This is a genomic window from Acidovorax sp. FG60 (genome assembly GCF_057808995.1).
This window is the reverse complement of sequence record NZ_JBMDJC010000011.1, coordinates 180,414-200,500: the sequence shown is the minus strand read 5'-3', so window position 1 is coordinate 200,500 and position 20,087 is coordinate 180,414. Positions and strand designations below refer to the sequence as shown.

The 20,087-nt window shown below is 65.4% G+C and carries 16 protein-coding genes; 9 read left to right on the top strand and 7 right to left on the bottom strand.

The annotated features are described in order from the left end of the window. From ACODS0_RS17915 to ACODS0_RS17890, 6 genes are all read left to right on the top strand, one after another. On the top strand, positions 1–668 hold a 668-nt coding region (locus tag ACODS0_RS17915; protein WP_488836203.1), incomplete at its 5' end, for a putative bifunctional diguanylate cyclase/phosphodiesterase. After that, positions 665–3,178, top strand: a complete 2,514-nt coding sequence (locus ACODS0_RS17910) for a putative bifunctional diguanylate cyclase/phosphodiesterase (RefSeq protein WP_488836202.1) — start codon at positions 665–667, stop codon at positions 3,176–3,178. The genes ACODS0_RS17915 and ACODS0_RS17910, both read left to right, overlap by 4 nt. Positions 3,179–3,274: 96 nt before the next feature. Beyond that, positions 3,275–4,486, top strand: coding sequence for an FAD-dependent monooxygenase (locus ACODS0_RS17905; RefSeq protein ID WP_488836201.1), 1,212 nt, complete (start codon positions 3,275–3,277; stop codon positions 4,484–4,486). Positions 4,487–4,813: 327 nt separating this feature from the next. After that, entirely contained in the window at positions 4,814–6,736 is a 1,923-nt protein-coding gene (locus tag ACODS0_RS17900; protein WP_121419244.1) for a PrkA family serine protein kinase, read from the top strand. A 60-nt stretch (positions 6,737–6,796) separates the two neighbouring features. Further along, on the top strand, positions 6,797–8,065 hold the full coding sequence (locus ACODS0_RS17895) for a YeaH/YhbH family protein (protein ID WP_488836200.1): 1,269 nt from the start codon (positions 6,797–6,799) through the stop codon (positions 8,063–8,065). Beyond that, positions 8,062–9,693, top strand: coding sequence for a SpoVR family protein (locus tag ACODS0_RS17890; protein ID WP_121419246.1), 1,632 nt, complete (start codon positions 8,062–8,064; stop codon positions 9,691–9,693). Before ACODS0_RS17895 ends, ACODS0_RS17890 begins: the two co-directional genes overlap by 4 nt. Before the next feature lie 199 nt (positions 9,694–9,892). Here ACODS0_RS17890 and ACODS0_RS17885 read toward each other — a convergent pair whose 3' ends face one another. Beyond that, on the bottom strand, positions 9,893–10,258 hold the full coding sequence (locus ACODS0_RS17885; protein ID WP_121507251.1) for a MerR family DNA-binding protein: 366 nt from the start codon (positions 10,256–10,258) through the stop codon (positions 9,893–9,895). Between the two features lie 110 nt (positions 10,259–10,368). On the opposite strand from ACODS0_RS17885, the gene ACODS0_RS17880 reads away from it, so the two are divergent. Further along, positions 10,369–10,818: a hypothetical protein gene (locus tag ACODS0_RS17880; protein WP_488836199.1), complete on the top strand. Its 450-nt coding sequence runs from the start codon at positions 10,369–10,371 to the stop codon at positions 10,816–10,818. Here ACODS0_RS17880 and ACODS0_RS17875 read toward each other — a convergent pair. Beyond that, entirely contained in the window at positions 10,790–11,968 is a 1,179-nt protein-coding gene (locus ACODS0_RS17875) for an MFS transporter (RefSeq protein ID WP_121508795.1), read from the bottom strand. The two genes, ACODS0_RS17880 and ACODS0_RS17875, sit on opposite strands and share 29 nt — an antisense overlap. Before the next feature lie 761 nt (positions 11,969–12,729). On the opposite strand from ACODS0_RS17875, the gene ACODS0_RS17870 reads away from it, so the two are divergent. Continuing rightward, positions 12,730–13,092 (top strand): MliC family protein, encoded by a 363-nt coding sequence (locus tag ACODS0_RS17870; RefSeq protein WP_218298541.1) that lies wholly within the window; start codon positions 12,730–12,732, stop codon positions 13,090–13,092. 185 nt (positions 13,093–13,277) lie between these two features. Here the strand turns inward: ACODS0_RS17870 and ACODS0_RS17865 are convergent, their stop codons facing one another. From ACODS0_RS17865 to dctP, 4 genes are all read right to left on the bottom strand, one after another. Continuing rightward, the gene (locus ACODS0_RS17865; RefSeq protein ID WP_218298540.1) at positions 13,278–14,561 is read right to left on the bottom strand and encodes a hydroxymethylglutaryl-CoA reductase, degradative; all 1,284 of its coding nucleotides are present in this window, start codon (positions 14,559–14,561) and stop codon (positions 13,278–13,280) included. A gap of 34 nt (positions 14,562–14,595) precedes the next feature. After that, positions 14,596–15,912, bottom strand: a complete 1,317-nt coding sequence (locus tag ACODS0_RS17860) for a TRAP transporter large permease (protein WP_488836198.1) — start codon at positions 15,910–15,912, stop codon at positions 14,596–14,598. Next, positions 15,909–16,439 (bottom strand): TRAP transporter small permease subunit, encoded by a 531-nt coding sequence (locus ACODS0_RS17855; RefSeq protein WP_121507247.1) that lies wholly within the window; start codon positions 16,437–16,439, stop codon positions 15,909–15,911. The genes ACODS0_RS17860 and ACODS0_RS17855 overlap by 4 nt, the downstream gene beginning before the upstream one ends. An 84-nt stretch (positions 16,440–16,523) precedes the next feature. Then, on the bottom strand, positions 16,524–17,570 hold the full coding sequence (gene dctP, locus ACODS0_RS17850) for a TRAP transporter substrate-binding protein DctP (RefSeq protein ID WP_176888715.1): 1,047 nt from the start codon (positions 17,568–17,570) through the stop codon (positions 16,524–16,526). Between the two features lie 192 nt (positions 17,571–17,762). Between dctP and ACODS0_RS17845 the strand changes: the two genes are divergently transcribed. Further along, positions 17,763–19,181: an aminotransferase-like domain-containing protein gene (locus ACODS0_RS17845; protein ID WP_488836197.1), complete on the top strand. Its 1,419-nt coding sequence runs from the start codon at positions 17,763–17,765 to the stop codon at positions 19,179–19,181. 18 nt (positions 19,182–19,199) lie between these two features. Here ACODS0_RS17845 and kynA read toward each other — a convergent pair whose 3' ends face one another. Beyond that, positions 19,200–20,087 (bottom strand): tryptophan 2,3-dioxygenase, encoded by an 888-nt coding sequence (kynA, locus tag ACODS0_RS17840; protein WP_488836196.1) that lies wholly within the window; start codon positions 20,085–20,087, stop codon positions 19,200–19,202.

Sequence of the window (20,087 nt, the reverse complement as noted above, 5' to 3'; positions counted from 1 at the left end):
TCAGCCCCGGCGACTTCATCCCCCTGGCCGAACAGACCGGCCTGATCCTCCCTTTAGGCCAATACGTGCTGCAAACCGCCTGCGAACAACTGCAGCGCTGGGGCCAGCACGAAGCCACCGCCCACCTGTCCATCTCGGTCAACGTCAGCGCCCGGCAGTTCAGGCAGCCCGGCTTTGTGGCCGAAGTGCTGCAGACCCTCAAGAACCACCACGCAGACCCCCGCAAACTCAAGCTCGAACTCACCGAAAGCCTGCTGCTGGGAGACATCGAAGACACCATCGCACGCATGGTGCAGCTCAAGAGCGAAGGCGTGGGCTTTGCGCTGGATGACTTTGGCACCGGCTACTCCTCCCTGTCCTACCTCAAGAGATTGCCCCTGGACCAGGTCAAGATCGACCAGAGCTTTGTGCGGGACGTGCTGACGGACCCCAACGACGCGGCGATTGTGAGGACCATCCTGGCGCTGGCCAAGAGCCTGGACCTGGAGGTGGTGGCCGAGGGGGTGGAGACGACGGGGCAGCTGAGTTTCCTGAGGCTGCATGGGTGTGAGGGGTTTCAGGGGTATCTGTTTGGGCGCCCGGTGCCCATGGATGTGTTTGCGCGCGAACACCAGCTGGGCTTGTTTGCCCAGCCCGCGCTGGCCCTGCCGGAAGGACGCAAGCCATGACCGAGCCGGGCATTCTCTGGGTGGACAGCGACACGCAGCATGCAGCGGCAGCGCGGCATCTGATCGCCATCCGCTACCCCGACTGGCGTGTCGTGAACAGCCCCACACCCGAGGCCGCCCGGGCGCCGCTGGCGTCGCAGGCCTGGGATGCCGTGGTGTTGTGCCTCAAGCCTTCAGTGCAGGACCTGCCCGGCGTGCTGGAGCTGTGCGCGGGCCGTCCGGTGCTGATGTGCATCGACGCCCACCAGGAGGCATTGGCCGCACGCGCGTTTCGCTGCGGGCTGGGTGACTACATGGTGCGCGAGGCAGATGGCGTGGCACACCTGCCGGAGCTTTTGCACCGTCTGGCCGTGCTGTTGCAGGGAGCCCAGGGGCAGGGCCAGCCCGTGCGCATGGTGGACGCCCGCATCTGGCAAGAAGCGCTGACTTTGCTGCAGGAGCAGCGCACGGCTCTGCAGGCCACCCTGGCCAGCATGAGCCAGGGCATCTTCAAGACGGCGCCGGATGGCAGCATCACCGTCTACAACCAGCGTGTGCTGGAACTGCTCAACCTGCCCGAATCGCTGATGGCCACGCGGCCCACGCTGGCCGACTTGACCCGCATCCAGGCCGAGCGTGGTGACTTTGGCGAAGGCCACCGCCTGGTGGACCGGCGCGGGCATGACTACGTGGCAGGGGGGGCCGTGGCGCCTGCGCCCGCCGTCTACTGGCGCACCACATCCGATGGCCGCACGTTTGAAGTGCGCACCACCGGGCTGCCCGATGGGGGTCTCGTGCGCACTTTTGCGGATGTCAGCGACTACGTGCGCGTTGAGAACGAGTTGCGTGAGAGCGAGGCGCGCTTTCGATCGCTGAGTGACCTGTCGTCCGACTGGTACTGGGAGCATGACGCCGAAGGGCGCTTTGTGCAGCTGGCGGGCGACCTGAGCGTCAATGGCATACCGCTGTCCAACGTGATGGGCCGCACGCGCTGGGAGATCGGCGCGCTCAACATGACCGAGACCGACTGGGCTGCGCACCGCGCGGTGCTGCAGGCCCACCAGCCGTTTCGCGATCTGGAGCTGCAGCGTCAGCGGCCCGATGGCAGCATGCACTGGATCTCGGTCAGCGGTGTGCCTGTGTTTGACGCGCAGGGCGCCCTGTGGGGCTACCGGGGCGTGGGCCGCGACATTACCGAGCGCAAGCGGGTCGAGAGCCAGATCGAGCAGCTGGCGTTTTACGATGTGCTCACCGGCCTGCCCAACCGCCGCTTGCTGGTGGACCGGCTGCAGCGCGCCACGGCGGCCGTGGCACGCTCAGGCGCGCAAGGGGCTCTGCTGTTCATCGACCTGGACAACTTCAAGGACCTCAACGACACCCTGGGCCACGATACAGGCGACCAGCTGCTGGTGCAGGCGGCCCAGCGTCTGAAGGCTTGCGTGCGCGAGGCTGACACCGTGGCACGGTTTGGCGGCGATGAATTCGTGGTGCTGGTGGAAGGCCTGAGTGCCGATGGCCCGCACGCCAGTGCCGAGGCCGCGCTGGTGGCCAGCCATATCGCCACCACGCTGGGCAAGCCCTACGCGCTGGGCGATACCAGCCACCACAGCACCCCGAGCATCGGTATTGCGCTGTTTGGCCAGCAGACCGTGAGTGTGGACGAGCTGCTCAAGCACGCGGACCTGGCGATGTACCAGGCCAAAGCTGCAGGGCGCAACACCCAGCGCTTCTTCGACCCCGACATGCAGGCCGCAGTGAGCAACCGTGCGGCCCTGGAGGCCGACCTGCGCCGAGGTCTGCAAGACAAGGAACTGGTGCTGTACTACCAGCCCGTGGTGGACGGCAAGGGCCGCCTGCAGGGCGCGGAAGCCCTGGTGCGCTGGAAGCACCCCCGGCGTGGGCTGGTGTCGCCAGCTGAATTCATCCCGCTGGCCGAGCAGACAGGGCTCATCCTGCCGCTGGGGCAATGGGTGTTGCAGGCCGCTTGCGAGCAGCTGGTGGTGTGGTCGCGCAGCTCGCTCACGCGACAGTTCTTCCTGTCGGTGAACGTGAGCGTGCGGCAGTTTCGCCAGCCCGATTTTGTGGAGCAGGTGCTGGGCTCGCTGCAGTCCAGCGGGGCCAACCCCGAGCGCCTGAAGCTGGAACTGACGGAAAGCCTGCTGCTGGCCGATGTGGAGGATGTGATCTCGCGCATGGAGTACCTGCGGCGCTATGGTGTGGGCTTCTCGCTGGACGACTTTGGCACCGGCTATTCCTCCTTGAGCTACTTGAAGCGCCTGCCGCTGGACCAGCTCAAGATTGACCAGAGTTTTGTGCGCGACCTGCAGACCGACCCCAACGATGCCGCCATCGTGCGAACCATTCTTGCGCTGGCGCACAGCCTGGACCTGGCCGTGGTGGCCGAAGGCGTGGAGACCACGGGCCAGCTGGAGTTCCTGCAGCGCCATGGCTGCCAGGCTTTCCAGGGCTACCTGTTTGGCCGCCCCATGCCACCAGAGGTTCTGGAGCGGGCACTGCGGCCTGCGCTGTGACGAGCGACGTATGGCGTGGTGTGGTGTCTGGATGTGGTTGCAGGGCCCCTGCGCCATGACAAACATCCAGGCTCGCCCGCACGGCACAATCGGTGCATGAAGAAGCAGGTATTGGTCGCCGGTGGCGGCATTGGTGGCTTGGCCGCCGCGTTGGGCGCATCGCGCGCGGGGTGGGATGTGCGGCTGTACGAACGCGCGGCAGCATTCAGCGAAGTGGGCGCCGGCGTGCAGATCGGGCCGAACGTAGTGCGCCGCCTACAGGCCTGGGGCCTGCAGCAGCCGTTGCAGGCAGTAGCCGCGTTCCCCAGCCGCTTGCAGGTGCGCAACGCCGTCTGTGGCAAGGAACTGGCCGTGCTGCCGCTGGGCCCCACGGCGGTGCAGCGCTATGGGGCGGCCTATGCCACCATCCACCGCGCCGACCTGCATGGCCTGCTGCTTTCCGCCGTGACCAAATACACCGACACGCAGTTGCATCTGGAGCACGCCATCGACGGATTCACCGATGCCGAGGGGGTCGTGACTGTTCGCACCAGCCGGGGCAAGGAGGTGGAAGGCGATGCGCTCATTGGTGCCGATGGCCTGTGGAGCCGCACGCGCACCCAGCTGCTCGGTGCCGTGCCGCCCCGCGTGACAGGGCACCTGGCCTACCGCGCGCTGGTGCCGCAGCATGCGCTGCCCGATGCATTGCGCACAGGCCAGGTCACCGCCTGGCTGGGTCCGCGCCTGCATGCTGTGCAGTACCCCGTGCGCCGGGGCGAGCTGCAGAACATCGTCGTCATTGTGCAAGGCCCCGCGCCGCACGATCTGGAAAACTGGGACCACGCTGCCAATGCTGCGGGCCTGGAGCACGCCCTGCAAGGCACCTGCACGGCGCTGCAGGATGTCGTGCGCAGTGTGGGTGCCTCCGGTGGCCCCGGCTGGCGCCTGTGGCCGCTGTGCGACCGCCCACCGGTGCGCGCTGCCGACGAGATGGCGCAAGGCCTGGTGGCCCTGCTGGGCGATGCGGCCCACCCCATGCGCCCCTACCTGGCCCAGGGCGCTGGCATGGCCATTGAAGACGCGGCCGAGCTGCAGCGTGCGCTGGCCATGCACGACCTGGACGTGCCGCTGCGCCTTACCCGCTACGCCCTTAACCGCTGGGAGCGAAACGCCCGGGTGCAGGCGCGCTCCATCCGCAACGGCCGCATCTTCCATGCCACCGGGCCTGTGCGCTGGGGCCGCGATCTGTCGCTGCGCCTGCTGGGCGAGCGGTTGCTGGATGTGCCCTGGTTGTACCGGGGCGATGGCTCCAGCGCCAGTTCGTTGTGAGTTCATTGCAGTGGGCGGGGTGGTGGTAACTGCCCGCCCCGAGCCGCCCGGTTCATGACCCTGCAGGGTGGGTGAACAGCGCCGCCAGGTTGTCAGGATATTCCCTATCCGGGGCAACCCCTGCATGCGCTGCGCGGGATGAACTTTGCGCAGTGTGCCACGCTCTATCCCTGTGTGTGCAAAGCCCCGAAAAGGCAACGGATGCGCCAGCGAATTTGCTGTTCAAGCGCACGCCGTGGTGCTACAAAGGGCCAAGCCGGTAGCGATTCCCACTGCAACACCGTGGCACCACCCGAGCCCGCCGGGGGTGCCGCCACAGGAGGTCGTATGGATGCCATCAGCAGTTTCGCCGCGCGTTATGCCCGTAGCCGCGAAGAGGAAATGTCGATTGACGAGTACCTCGCCGAGTGCAAGCGCGATCCCATGGCCTACGCCACGGCCGCCCAGCGCATGCTGGCCGCCATTGGCGAGCCCGAGATGGTGGACACGCGCAATGACCCGCGCATGTCACGGCTTTTTGCCAACAAGGTCATCAAGCGCTACCCGGCCTTTGCCGAGTTCTACGGCATGGAGGACGCCATCGAGCAGGTGGTGAGTTTCTTTCGCCATGCCGCGCAAGGGCTGGAAGAGCGCAAGCAGATTCTTTATCTGCTGGGCCCTGTGGGTGGCGGCAAGAGTTCGATCGCGGAGCGGCTCAAGCACCTGATGCAGAAGGTGCCTTTCTATGCGCTCAAGGGCTCGCCGGTGAACGAATCGCCGCTGGGCCTGTTTGATGCGCTGGAGGACGGCCCCGTGTTGGAGGAACAGTTCGGCATCCCCCGCCGCTACCTGCAGCGTGTGCTCTCGCCGTGGGCGGTCAAGCGGCTCGACGAGTTTGGCGGCGACATCCGCCAGTTCCGCGTGGTCAAGCGCTACCCCAGCATCTTGAAGCAGGTGGGCATTGCCAAGACCGAGCCGGGCGATGAGAACAACCAGGACATCTCCAGCCTGGTGGGCAAGGTGGACATCCGCAAGCTAGAAACCTTTGCGCAGGACGACACCGACGCCTACAGTTACAGCGGAGGCCTCTGCCTGGCCAACCAGGGCCTGCTCGAATTTGTCGAGATGTTCAAGGCGCCCATCAAGGTGCTGCACCCGCTGCTCACGGCCACGCAGGAGGGCAACTACAAGGGCACGGAAGGCTTTGGCGCCATCCCGTTCGATGGCGTGGTGCTGGCGCACAGCAACGAGAGCGAGTGGAAGGCGTTTCGCAACAACAAGAACAACGAGGCGTTTCTGGACCGCATCTACATCGTCAAGGTGCCGTACTGCCTGCGCGTGAGCGAAGAGACCCGCATTTACGAAAAACTCATCCGCGAGTCGTCGCTGGGCAACGCCGTGTGTGCGCCGGGCACGCTCAAGATGATGGCGCAGTTCGCCATCCTCACGCGGCTGAAGGAGCCCGAGAACTCCAGCATCTTCAGCAAGATGCAGGTGTACGACGGCGAGAGCCTGAAAGACACCGACCCGCGCGCCAAGAGCTACCAGGAGTACCGCGACTACGCCGGCGTGGACGAGGGCATGACGGGTATATCGACCCGCTTTGCGTTCAAGATTTTGTCGAAGGTGTTCAACTTTGACAGTGCCGAGGTGGCCGCCAACCCGGTGCACCTGATGTATGTGCTGGAGCAGCAGATCGAGCGCGAGCAGTTCCCTGCCGAGCTGGAGACCAAGTACACCAGCTACATCAAGGAGTTCCTGTCCCCCCGCTATGCCGAGTTCATTGGCAAGGAGATCCAGACCGCCTACCTGGAGAGCTACAGCGAATACGGCCAGAACATCTTTGACCGCTACGTGACCTACGCCGACTACTGGATCCAGGACAACGAGTACCGCGACACCGACACCGGCGAGGTGTTCGACCGGGGCGCACTCAACGCAGAGCTGGAAAAGATCGAGAAGCCCGCAGGCATCGCCAACCCCAAGGACTTCCGCAACGAGATCGTCAATTTTGTGCTGCGCGCGCGCGCCAACAACCAGGGCCAGAACCCCAGCTGGACCAGCTACGAGAAGCTGCGCCTGGTGATCGAGAAGAAGATGTTCTCCAACACCGAAGAGCTGCTGCCCGTGATCAGCTTCAACGCCAAGGCCAGCGCCGAAGAGGCGCGCAAGCACGAGGACTTTGTCACCCGCATGGTGAACAAGGGCTACACGCCCAAGCAGGTGCGGCTGTTGTGTGAGTGGTACTTGCGTGTGCGCAAGAGCAGCTGATCAAGGGACTGGATTGCCAGCGCAGCCCTCCGGGCGCTGGTTCATGCATGGGGGCAACGGATGGCATTGCAAATCATCGATCGCAGGCTCGCTGGCAAGAACAAGTCGGTGGGCAACCGCGAGCGATTTGTTCGCCGTTACAAGGAACAGATCGCGGACGCGGTGCGCCGTGCTGTCTCGCAGCGCGGCATCCGCGACATGGAGCAAGCCGAGAGCATCACCATACCGCGCAAGGACATCAGCGAGCCCGTGTTCCACCATGGCCAGGGCGGCATCCGCGACACGGTGCACCCCGGTAACGCAGAGCATGTGCGCGGCGACCGCATCGAACGGCCCCAGGGCGGAGCGGGCGGGCGCGGCTCGCAGGCCAGCGACAGTGGGGAGGGCGAGGACGACTTCACCTTCACGCTGACCAAGGAAGAGTTCATGCAGCTCTTTTTTGAAGACTTGGCGCTGCCGCACCTGCTGCGCACCCACATCGGCGAGAACCCGCAGTGGAAGTCGCGCCGCGCGGGCTACAGCCAGGATGGAATCCCCAACAACCTGGCTGTGCTGCGCACCATGCGCGGGGCGCTGGGGCGGCGCATTGCGCTGTGCAAGTCGACCCACCGCGAGCTGCTGGCGCTGCAGGCCGAGCTGGACGCCCTGCTGGCGCAGGACGACGGCACGAGCGAAGCGGTGGCCGAGCTGCAGCGCCGCATCGATGCGCTGACGGCGCGCATCGGCAAGATTCCCTACCTCGATCCCATCGACCTGCGCTTTCGTGCGCGTACGCCGGTGCCAGTGCCCAGCAGCCAGGCGGTGATGTTCTGCGTGATGGACGTTTCGGGTTCCATGGACGAGACGCGCAAGGATCTGGCCAAGCGGTTCTTCATCCTGCTGTACCTGTTTCTCACGCGGCACTACGAGACCATCGACATCGTGTTCATCCGCCACCACACCCAGGCGGCCGAGGTGAGCGAGGAGCAGTTCTTTCACTCCACCGAGAGCGGCGGCACCGTGGTCAGCAGCGCGCTGGCGCTGCTGGACCAGATCATCCGTGCGCGCTATCCGCAGGGCGACTGGAACATCTACGTGGCCCAGGCCAGTGATGGCGACAACTTCACCAACGACAGTGGCATCTGCCGCAACCTGCTGGTGGACAAGATCCTGCCGCTGGTGCGCTACTTTGCCTATGTGCAGGTGGCAGAAGAGGAGCAGAACCTGTGGGACGAGTACAGCCAGTTGATGCCGCTGTTCTCCCACTTTGCAATGCGCAAGGTCGCCGCACCCGGCGACATCTACCCGGTGTTCCGCGACCTCTTCAAGAAAGAGGGGGTGGCCGCATGAACAACGTTGTGCAGTATCCGGTGCTGGAGCGCCGCATCAGCGACAACCCCTGGAAGGCCGCCGCCGTGGGTGAGCGCCGCCACCGCGCCGTGCCCGGCCAGCCCCTGCCTGCGGGCGCGCGGCCTGCCGAGCCGTTGCCCGACCCGAGCGACTGGACGTTCGAGCTGATCGAGCGCTACCACGCCGCCATTGCCGCCACGGCCGAGCGCTTTGGCCTCGACACCTACCCCAACCAGCTGGAGATCATCACCGCCGAGCAGATGATGGATGCCTACTCCAGCGTCGGCATGCCGGTGAACTACCGGCACTGGAGCTACGGCAAGGAGTTTCTGGCCACCGAACGGCGCTACCGGCGCGGGCACATGGGCCTGGCATACGAGATCGTCATCAACTCCAACCCCTGCATCAGCTACCTGATGGAAGAGAACACCACCGCCATGCAGGCGCTGGTGATTGCGCATGCGGCCTACGGGCACAACAGCTTCTTCAAGGGCAACTACCTGTTTCGCATGTGGACCGACGCGTCCAGCATCATCGACTACCTGGTGTATGCCAAGGATTACGTGGCCCAGTGCGAAGAGCGCTACGGCATGGCCGAAGTGGAGCGGCTCATGGATTCGTGCCACGCGCTGGCCAACTTTGGAGTGGACCGCTACCGCCGCCCCTCCAAGAAGAACCTGGCGCGCGAACGGCTGGAGCGCGCGCAGCGCGAGGCCTATGCCCAGCAGCAGGTGAACGAGCTGTGGCGCACCCTGCCCATGCGTCCCGGCAAGGAGGATGCCACGCAGGAGCACAACCGCTTTCCGCAGGAGCCGCAAGAGAACATCCTGTACTTCATCGAAAAAAACGCGCCCCTGCTGGAACCCTGGCAGCGCGAGATCGTGCGCATCGTGCGCAAGATCGCGCAGTATTTCTACCCGCAGCGCCAGACCCAGGTGATGAACGAAGGCTGGGCCACGTTCTGGCACTACACGCTGCTCAATACGCTGTACGACGAGGGCTACCTGAGCGACGGGGTGATGATCGAATGGCTGGGCTCGCACACCAACGTCATCTACCAGCCGCCCGTGGGCCACCGCGCCTACAGCGGCATCAACCCCTATGCGCTGGGGTTTGCCATGTACCGCGACATCCAGCGCATCTGCCAGAACCCCACGGAGGAGGACCGGCACTGGTTCCCCGACATCGCAGGCACACCCTGGCTGCCCGCGCTGGACCACGCCATGCGCAACTTCAAGGACGAGAGTTTCATCGGCCAGTACCTCAGCCCGCATCTGATGCGCGAGATGCGTCTGTTTGCGCTGCACGACGATGCCAACGAGCGCGAGCTGGTGGTCAGCGAGATCCACGATGAGAACGGCTACCGCCGCCTGCGCCAGATGCTGTCGCAGCAGTACGACCTGGGCACGCGCGAGCCCAACATCCAGGTCTGGAACGTGAACCTGCGCGGCGACCGCAGCCTGACCCTGCGCCACACCCAGTTCCAGGGCCGCCCGCTGGCCGACGACACGCAGGAGGTGCTGCGGCATGTGGCGCGCCTGTGGGGTTTTGGGGTGCAGATCGAGAGTGTGGATGCCGATGGCAACCACCCCGTGCTGCTGCACTCGGTGGCCTCATCGGCCGCGTGAACAACAGGGGCTGAGCGGGGGGGAGGTGGCAGCGCGATGCGCGCCTGCCGACCTGCTGTACGCGCCATGGGCCAGCGCCCATTTTTTGCAGGATGATTGCTATTAAATATATAGCTTTATACGCTTATTGGATAAGCGCTAAGGCCTGTTTTTGCTTGATATTTTGGAGGCTGCCGACGATGAGGGACCATTGCGCCATTCAGGCGGCGGCAGCGGCCCCACGCAGTGGGCAGTCCGTGGCCACCCGCTCGGCCAGAGTCTGGCGCAGGGCCTGCAGCGCGGCAATGCGTGCGTCGATCTCCTGCAGCTTCACTGCCAGCACCTGGGCCAGCGCTGGGCCGGGGTCGGCGGCGTCCCAGATGGCGGGCAGCCGGTCGCCAATCTCTGCCAGCGTAAAGCCCAGCTGTTGCGCGGTGCGGATGTACTGCACCAGCATCGCCGTTTCGGCCGGGTAGTCGCGGTAGCCATTGGCCAGGCGTCGCGATCGGATGAGGCCTTGTTGTTCGTAAAAGCGCAGTGCCTCGCGGCTCAGGCCGGAAGCATTGGCGAGTTCACCGATCAGCATGGGGGTTTCCTTGTGGCGTGAAAACAAATGCCACCCCTGGAAGGGGCTTGACCCTGAAGCGTACTTCAGGGCTGAACCTCGGGGCTTCTTTCATCCCCAGGTTGATCCTCATGCCCTTATCTTCAATTTCCACTCCGCGCTACCTGCGTATCGTGCGCGCCAGCGGCTGGTACGACCTGCTGGTGACCTGGCCTTTTGTGCTGCCGTGGACCTTTGCGTGGCTGTATGCCGAGTTGGGCATGTTGGCCGCCGTGCTGGGCCTGCCCGGCACCCTGCACCCGTTGGACACCACCCACATGTTGCTGGCCAACCTGCTCGGCTCGGTAGTGGTGGTGTGGTCTATCGCGCGCATGGTTGCGCCCAGCTTGCTGCTGGGGCGCTTGGATGGCGTGGCGCGGTTTCTGTTTGCGGCTTGGCAGATCTATGCCGTGGCCCACGGCGCCAATGTGATCGTGCTGGGCTTCACGCTGTTTGAGCTGCTGTTTGGTGTGCTGCAGTGGTGGCGCGTGGCGGGCACGTCCCCAGCACGGGTCAGTGTGCTGGCACCGGCAGGCACCTGAACGCCAGGGCGCCTGCCGCCAGCATGGCGGCAATGGTCAGCATCACGGCCACGTACGGGTCCGCACCCTGCGCCGCGGCGATGGACGCAGCCACGCCGGTTACCCACTGCATCAGTGCCACGCCCAGAAACAGCGCCATGGTGAATACCGCCATGGCGCGCCCGGTGACGGCGGGTGCGTAGGCCGAACGCACGTCTGAATACTGCAGCACCATGTAGCCCGACAACAGGCCCACCGCGATGGAGCCCGCCACGTCCAGCCACTCGGCGTGGAGCAGGCCGATGGCACCGAAGAGGGTTGCCAGCAGCACCGTGAAGCCCGTGATCCAGCGGCGGCGTTGGCCAGGCCCCGGGTCGAGCCGCCCGAACAATGCCGGTGTGAACAGCGACACCAGCGACGACAACATGGCCACGTTGCCGCTGGCGACCAGCGAATAGCCATGCCGCTCAATGAGCAGCGGCCCCAGCCACAGCCCGCGCAGCGTGAGGAAGGAGGCATACGTTGTCAGCGCCAGCAGCATGATTCCGGCGGTGTGCGGCAGCAAGAACAGCGCGCCAAACCCGCGCACCGCCTGCAGCACCGATTCGCGCGGAGGCGCATTGTGCGTGGGTTGCGCGGGCTCGTGCACCTTCCAGAAGATCAGCAGCCAGGCCAGCGCAGCAAAACCCGCCAGCACCGCAAAACCCATGCGCCAGGACGACAGCTGCACCAGCCACGCCAGCGGCGTGCCCGTGAACAACATGCCCAGCCCACCCACACCCATGGCCACGCCCGAGACCATCGCAAACCGGCTGGCCGGAAAGTAGCGCGCAATGAACACCGTGCACACCAAAAACGCGGGCGCGCAGCCCACGCCGATCAGCACCTGCCCCAGCAGCACCGCGCCATAGCCGGGCGCCAGCGCCGACAGCACCGAGCCCGCAATCGCCAGCGGAAACGCCACCAGCAGCGTGCGCCGCACGCCATAGAGGTCGATGCCGATGCCCATGAAGAGCTGCATGGTGCCGAAGGCGAATGCAAACGCGCCGGCAAACACGCCCAGCGCCTGCGCCGACAGGCCGAACTCTGCCCGCAGGCCCGTGGCCATGATGGCCGTGATGGTGCGAAACGCCTGGCTCAGCGCAAAACCCGTCACCAGTGCCAGCAGCATGGCCCAGGCGGCGCGGAGGGGGAGCAGTGGGGTAGTGGGTGTGGGGGGCGGGGGCACCTGCACGGTGGTGGGTCTCCAAAAAGGGGTGGCAACAGGCTGCCCCGTTCCGAGCGTACATGGACAGGGCGGTGACCGCTGTCTCGCGTGAATCGCAGGGGTTGCCGGGTCCGCCAATCTGCACCAGATGGGAGCGACCGACGGGCGCGTGGGGCAGGCAGTAGGGGCGTTGGGGGAGGGATAAGGGTCATGACGTGCACAAACCTGGGGTCGGGCCAGCAGTTCACCGTTCGGCAAGGGCCGCTGTTGCATCCCGATTTGCGGAGGTACTAAGGGTATGTCCCGAGCCGTCGCCGCAGGCGCTCCAGTCGCCAAGGTGACGTGGCGTTTTGGGGCCAAGCTGCGCGCAATCGGGTGTCAGGTCCGTGCATTGCAACCATGCGTGCCTGTAATGCCGTGTTGGACGGGGCAGTCTGGCCCGTCATCAGGGCGCCACGGAGCGAAGTCAGACTTTAGAGAAGGCTCTCGATGTGGGGATCACCCCAATCGACGGGGCGTGGACCGTGCGGCACTCTCATGGGCATGCCCTGCGCTGGGTGTGGATGGCGGCTGAAACCGTTCCTCGGTTTCGGCTTCTCGCCTGCAGCGGAGTGGTGGCAAGGTTTGTGCTTGGAAGCCCCCAGTGACCCCGGTGGTCGGTGGCCACAAGCAGTTTGCAGGTTGGAGTGTGTGCCGCAATGCACATCGCTACTCAGGAGTGACTGATGAAGAAGATGGTTTCGCTGTGTTCAGGTGCGCTGGCAACGCTGTTGATGTCGGGATGCGCCAGCCAGCCGCCCGTGATGCAGGCCTTTAGCGAGCCAACGGACCGCGGCAGCATGCAGTTCGCCTGCGGCAATGGCGAAAAGGTGGAGATGCAGTTCTACCCCGAGCAAGGCCGCAGCGTGTTGCGGCGCAGCGGCTGGACGGTGGAACTACCCAAACAGGCCTCGGAAACCGGCTACGCCTTCAGCAATGGCCCCACCACCGTGCTCGGCAAGGGCAATGAGCTGACCATCCAGATTGGCCATCTGGCACCGATCTGGTGCCGTAGCAACCGCCCCATGATGGTGGCGGGCGTGCAATAGGCGGGCTGCAGAGCAGGCCACCCCCGCGCCCGGTGGTTTCGGGTTGCGGCATTCTTCAAAAACAACAGCTGCCAGCGCCTATGAACAAGGCGCTGGTGGCTTTTTTTGTGGGTAATTTCTAGATCGCTTTTCCAGGTGGTGGGGTGATGCGGGTCGGCACTCTCACGCTGCCGCTGTGAACGAATTCATGCACCACTGCGCAGCCGCTGCAACTCGGCCTCCGCAACGTCGATGCGCACCGTGCCCTGCGCCACCAGCACCTGCGCAACGCGGTCGATCTCGTCGCCCGCGGCGCCCGCCATCATCGCGATGTTCTGCGCGTGCAGGGCCATGTGCCCCTTCTGGATGCCGGTGGTGGCCAGGGCCTTCATGGCCGAAAAGTTTTGCGCCAGGCCCACGGCTGCGATGATCTGGGCCAGCTCTCTGGCAGATGCGACGCCCAGAATCTTGAGCGCTGTCTTGGCCGTGGGGTGCAGCTTGGTGGCGCCGCCCACCAGGCCCACGGCCATGGGCATTTCGATGGAGCCTGCCAGGTCGCCGTCGTTGGTCACCTCCCACGTTGTCAGGCTGGTGTAGCGGCCGCCGCGTGCGGCGTAGGCGTGGGCACCGGCTTCTACCGCGCGCGTGTCGTTGCCGGTGGCCAGCACCACGGCGCTCACGCCGTTCATGATGCCCTTGTTGTGCGTGGCGGCGCGGTAGGGGTCGGCTGCCGCAAAGTGGTAGGCCGCCAGCATGCCGTCGCGCACCGCCTCGCCGCCGATGTCGGCCGTGCGCCACACGCAGCGCGCACGCGCCAGGCGCCGGTCGGCCAGGTTCGACAGGATGCGCAGGTTGGTCTGCCCGCCCGTCCATGCCGCAATCTGCGGCGCAATCTTTTCGGCCATGGTGTTGACGGCATTGGCGCCCATGGCGTCGCGCGTGTCCACGATGAGGTGGGTGATCACCATGGTGCCGCCGCGGGTGTCGATGACCCGCACCTCCAGGTCGCGGAAGCCGCCGCCCAGCTTGACGAGGATGGGGTCGCAGGCATCGCACAGCGTGCGGATGTCTTCCTTGTGCTCCAGGATGCGGATGCGTGCGTGCTGCGGGTCAGACACCTGTGTAAGCTGGATCTGCGCAATCATCTCGGTGCCCGACATGGACGTGATGAAGCCACCGTGGTCATAACACTGGCGTGCCGCGTTGCACACCGCGGCCACCACCGACGATTCTTCGGTGGCCATGGGGATCAGCCGGTCTCGGCCGTCGATCTTCATGTTGGTGGCAATGCCCACGGGGATGTTCATCGTGCCGATGACGTTCTCGATGAGGTGGTCGGCCAGTTCGGCAGGCAGGTTGCCGGTGTTCAGCAGGTGGGCCTTGTCGTCGTCGCCAAGGCCCGCAAACTGGGCCACGGCGTCGATGCGTGCGGGAATGGCGAGCTTGTGAAAACCGCCGATGCGGCTGCTGGGGTGTGCGGTGGAAGTCATGGAAGTGTTTGGGATAAATGGGTGAACAAGCGGCTCAGCGCGACGCCATCAGCCGGGGCAGGTAGGTGACCAGATCGGGGAAGGCCGCGCAGATGAGCAGGCCGACGAACTGCAGCCCGAAGAACGGCAAGATGCCCCAGTACACGGCGTTCATTCCAATGTGGCTGGGCAGCGTCCCTTTGATGTAGAACAGCGTGTAGCCGAACGGCGGGCTGATGTAGCCCATCTGGATGGTGATGGCGTACAGCACGCCAAACCACAGCTCGTCAAAGCCCAGCAGCCGCACGATGGGCAGGAACACCGGCACCGTGAGCAGGATGATTCCCAGCTCGTCCAGCACCGTGCCCAGGAACACCAGCAACAGCATCATGGCCGCCAGGATGAGCCAGCGGTTCATGTCCAGCCCCTGGATGAACTGCAGCAGCGTGTCCGCCCCGCCCAGGCCCGTGAAGATGGCCACATAGGCCTTGGCACCCAGCGTGATCCACAGGATCATCGCCGTGGCTTTCAGTGCATCGGTCGCTGCGCCGCGCAGCATGCCGCGCTCCCACCGGCGCTTGATAAGGCTGGGCAGCAGCGCTCCGGCCACGCCTACCGCAGCAGACTCGGTCGGTGTCGCGATGCCGAAGAAGATCGAGCCCAGGATCATCACGATCAGCATGGCGGGTATCACCAGGGCCTTCAGTGCCACCAGCTTTTCGCGCAGCGGTGCCTTGCGGGTGCTGGGGTCCAGGGGCACCCACTCGGGCTTCACCCAGCCCACCACGATGATGTAGGCGATGTACAGCGCGGCCAGGATGAGGCCCGGCACGATGCCTGCAATCAGCATCTGGCCGATGGATATCTGGGCCGTGACGGCGTACACGATGGTCAGCACCGATGGCGGGATCAGGATACCCAGCGTGCCCGACGCGCAGATCGTGCCCAGCGCTAGCTCGGGCTTGTAGCCGCGCCGCAGCATCTCTGGTAGGGCCAGGATGCCCATGGCCGTCACGGCGGCACCCACCACGCCGGTCATGGCCGCCATCACCACGCAGATGATGACGGTGCCGATGGCCAACCCGCCTTTCAAGCGCCCAAACCACAGCTCCATCGCGCGGTACAGGTCTTCGATGACACCCGAGCGCTGCAGGATGCAGGCCATCAGGATGAACAGCGGGATCGCGAGCAGTGCCTCGGACTTCATCGTGTCGAAGATCTGCAGCACCAGCACGATGACCGCGTTGGGCTCCCACAGCGTCACGGTGAACAGCAGCGACAAACCGCCCAGCACAAAGGCAATGGGCAGACCGGTGAGCATGAACAGCGTGAGGCTGCCGAACATCAGCACCAGAATCATGTTGGAGGTCATGGGTGGGCCTCCGCGGGGGACGCGTCAACGGTTGCTTCGCCAAACAGCGTGCGAAAGAACTCCACCACGGCCTGCAGCAGCATCAGCGCCAGGGCCAGCGGCACGGCGGCCTTCACCGGCCAGATGGGTGGGTTCCAGGCTGAAAAGCTGGTCTCGCGGTAGGTGAAGGCGCTGTAGGCTGCGGGTGCGCTGAAGTACAGCAGGATGGCGCAGAACAGCACGATGATGGGAAAGTTCACCAGGTCCAGCCGGCGCTGCCATGCGGGGCTCAGGCGCTGGCGCGCCACGTCGAGCGCCACATGGCCCTTGAGGTGCAGCAGGTACGGGCCGCCCAGCAGAAAGTACGGGCCGAACAGCAGCACGGCCAGCTCCATGCCCCACACCGTGGGCGCATTGAACACATAGCGTGCAATGACTTCATAAAGCATGACGGGGACCACGATGGCCATCAACCACACCGTGGCCTGGAAGATCCAGCGGTTGAGTGTGGTGATGGCAGACGTGGAGACAGAGAGCCATGACGGCATGGGGTGACTCCTCAGAACAGTGGGGGCGAGCCCATGCGCACTGGCGCGCACAAAGGGCGCCAGTGCAAGGTCCGCCGCGTGCGATCAGGCCAGCAGGCCCAGTTCTTTCATGAAGGCCACCTGGCTGTCCAGGATCTTGGTGGCGAGGGCGTCGCCCTTGGTGGCGGTGCGCCACGCGGCCATGGCCTTGGGCCGTGCAGCGGCGATGTCGGCTGCGCTGAATCGGATGATCTCGCAGCCCTTGGCCTGGTACTTGGCCAGCACGGTGGCATCGCTCACCAGAATGTGCTGGCGCAGTGCCGCCGAAATCTCGCGCGCGGCCACGGCCAGCGCGGCCTTGAACTCGGCGGGCAGCTTGTCGTGTGCTGCACGGTTGGCCACGTAGCTGGTGGCGGTGGTGGGCTGGTGAAAGCCCGGCACCACTACAAACTTGGCCACCTCGGCCAGGCCTGCCTCAAAGTTGGCCGTCAGGTCGCCCCGATCGGCCATGTCGATCACGCCCTTGTCCAGCGCCGAATACACCTCGCCGGTGGGCAGCGGCGTCACCGACACGCCCATGGCGCCCATCACGGCCGAGGCCAGGCCCACAAAGCGACCCTTCTTGCCCGTCAGGTCGGCGATCTTGCGGATTGGCACCTTGGAGTGCAGCGGCTCCTGGCCGTACACCGTGGGCGCGATGTAGTGCAGGCCTGCGGGCGCGTACGCCTGGCGCACCAGGTCCAGCCCGCCACGCTCGTAGAACCAGGCTTCGTATTCGTCGCTTTCGGCAAAGCCGAAGGGGATGGTGCTGGTGAACGCAAACGCCGGGATCTTGCCAGCCTCGTAGCCGTCGAAGGTTTTCATCAGCTCAAACGCGCCGCCGCGCACGGCATCAAACGCTTGCGCGGCGGGCACGATCTGGCCGGCCGCAAACAGGTTGATCTTGAAGCGGCCACCGGTCAACTCTGCCACGCGGGCCACAAAACGCTCTTCAAACTTTTGCGGCGTGGTGCCGCCGTCCCACAGCGCCTGCATGCGCCAGGTGACGGTGGCCTGCGCGTGGCTGGCCAGGGGCGCCGCTGCGCCCACGGCAGCGGCTGCAGCCAGGGTGGATTTGAGGATGTTGCGTCGTTGGACGGCTTTGTCTGCCATGTCTTGTCTCCGGTTGGTTTGGAATGTGTGCACCCATCGCCGTGGGTTTGCTGCCTCGGCCCAATGCGCAGTGTGGGCTGCGGGCGAGTTCGAAAAGTATATGGACAATGCAGCCGGTGGTTGGATACAGTTTGGGCACAGATCACAAAACTGTACCCATCAATAAACGGGTACAGATCAGGAGACAGACCCATGCCCCACCCCGAAGAAGACGCATCGCCCGACAGCAAGGTCGAAGCACTGGCGCGCCGCATTGCGCAGTCCATCGAACAAGGCAGCGTGCTACCCGGCACCCGCCTGCGGTCCATCCGCGATGCAGCCGCCAAGGACGGTGTGGGCCGCAACACGGTGGTGGAGGCGTACAACCGCCTGGCCGCGCGCGGCTATGTGGAAGCGCGGCCCGGCTCGGGCTATTACGTGCGCAAGCCCAGCAGCGGCGTGCATGCCCAGACCCCCGCGCCACACGTGACCGAAGCGGTGGACGTGGTGTCGCTGCTGCGTGAGCAACTGGAGCAGCACTACGAGGTGCGCGTGGGCGATGGCCGCCCGCCCGCGTCGTGGATGGAGGGGTCCGAGCTGGGCAGCTCGCTGCGCCGCGCGCGCTCGCAAGGGTTGACGGACATCGAGCATGGCTACGGCACACCCTGGGGCTACCTGCCACTGCGCGAGACCATTGCACGCATGCTGGGCGAGCGCACCATCCCGGTCAATCCGCGCCAGGTGCTGCTGACCCAGGGCGCCAACCACGCGCTGGACCTCATCGTGCGGCACCTGCTGGACGCGGGCGATGAGGTGCTGGTGGATTCACCCGGCTACTACCCGCTGTTTGGCAAGCTCAAGCTCGCCAAGGTGGAGATGCTGGGCGTGCCCCGGCTGGCCGATGGCCCCGACCTGGATGCGCTGCAGGCGCTGCTGGAAAAGCACCGGCCCAAGGTGTTCTTCACGCAGTCGCTGGCGCACAACCCCACAGGCGGGTCGATCAGCCTGCCCAAGGCGCACCGCCTGTTGCAGATGGCTGCGGCCCACGGGTTTCTGGTGGTGGAGGATGATCCATTTGCCGACCTGCAGCCGCCCAACGCCCCGCGCCTGGCAGCGCTGGACCAGCTGGAGCGCGTGATCTACGTGAGCAGCTTTTCCAAAACGCTGTCGGCCGGTCTGCGCGTGGGCTACATCGCAGGGGCGGCGCACCGCATCAATGCGCTGTGTGACCTGAAGATGGTGACGGTGGTGTCCACGTCCGATTTTGTAGAGCGCGTGGTGCACCAGCTGATCTCTGCGGGCCAATACCGGCGCCATCTGAGCCGTCTCAAGGCCCGGCTGGACAGTGCGTTGGGCCCTGCGCAAAAAGCATTGGCACGCCTGGGCCTCACCGTGCACCCCAGCCCGCCGGGCGGCTATTACCTGTGGGTGGAGTTGCCGCATGGCATCACCGAGCTGGGCCTGGCCCGCAGTGCGGCAGAGCGGGGCATTTTTCTGGCGCCGGGCGCCGTGTTCTTTCCGCAGCGGCAGGGCCAGCAGCAGCCTTTGCAGGCCATGCGCGTGAACGTGGCTTATGCCAATGACGCGCGGTTCTTGCGGTTTCTGCAGGCCGCACTGAAGGCGGCGGGTTGAGGGCTTTTCGCGCCCAGGTTAGAGGTCCGTGCGCAGCTTCCAGATCTCGGGGAACAGCACCACGTCGAGCATCTTGCGCAGGTAGCTCACCCCGCCCGTGCCGCCCGTGCCGCGCTTGAAGCCGATCACGCGCTCCACCGTGGTCACGTGGCGGAATCGCCAGAGGCGGAACGCGTCTTCCAGGTCGGTCAGCTCCTCGCCCAGCTGGTACAGGTCCCAGTGCTTATCCGGGTTGCGGTACACGGTGAGCCAGGCCTGCTCCACCGCATCGTTTTCCACATAGGGCTGTCTCCAGTCGCGCTCGGTGTGGCTGGTGGGCACGGCCAGGCCACGCCGGGCCATCAGGCGCAGGGCCTCGTCGTACAGCGACGGCGCCTCGTACGCCGCCTGCACCTGGGCGAGCAGGTCAGCGCGGTGCTCGTGGGGCTTGAGCATGGCCCGGTTCTTGTTGCCCATCGAGAACTCGATGCAGCGGTACTGGTAGCTCTGGAAGCCGCTGGACTGGCCCAGGTACGGGCGCATGGCGCTGTACTCGGGCGGCGTCATGGTGGCCAGCACGTCCCAGGCGTGCACCAGCTGCTCCATGATCTTGCTCACGCGCGCCAGCATCTTGAAGGCGGGCGGCAGCTCGTCGCGCGCAATGTGGCCGATGGCCGCGCGCAGCTCGTGCAGCATCAGCTTCATCCACAGCTCGCTGGTCTGGTGCTGCACGATGAACAGCATCTCGTCGTGCGCGGGCGACAGCGGCTTTTGCGCGGTGAGGATGGCGTCGAGCTGCAGGTAGTCGCCGTAGCTCATGCTTTGGCTGAAGTCGAGCTGGGCGCGCTCCTCGTGCACGATGGATTCGGGCAGGGCGGCAGACGCCGGGTTATTGCCATCAGCAGGGGTTTGCGAGAATGGGCACAT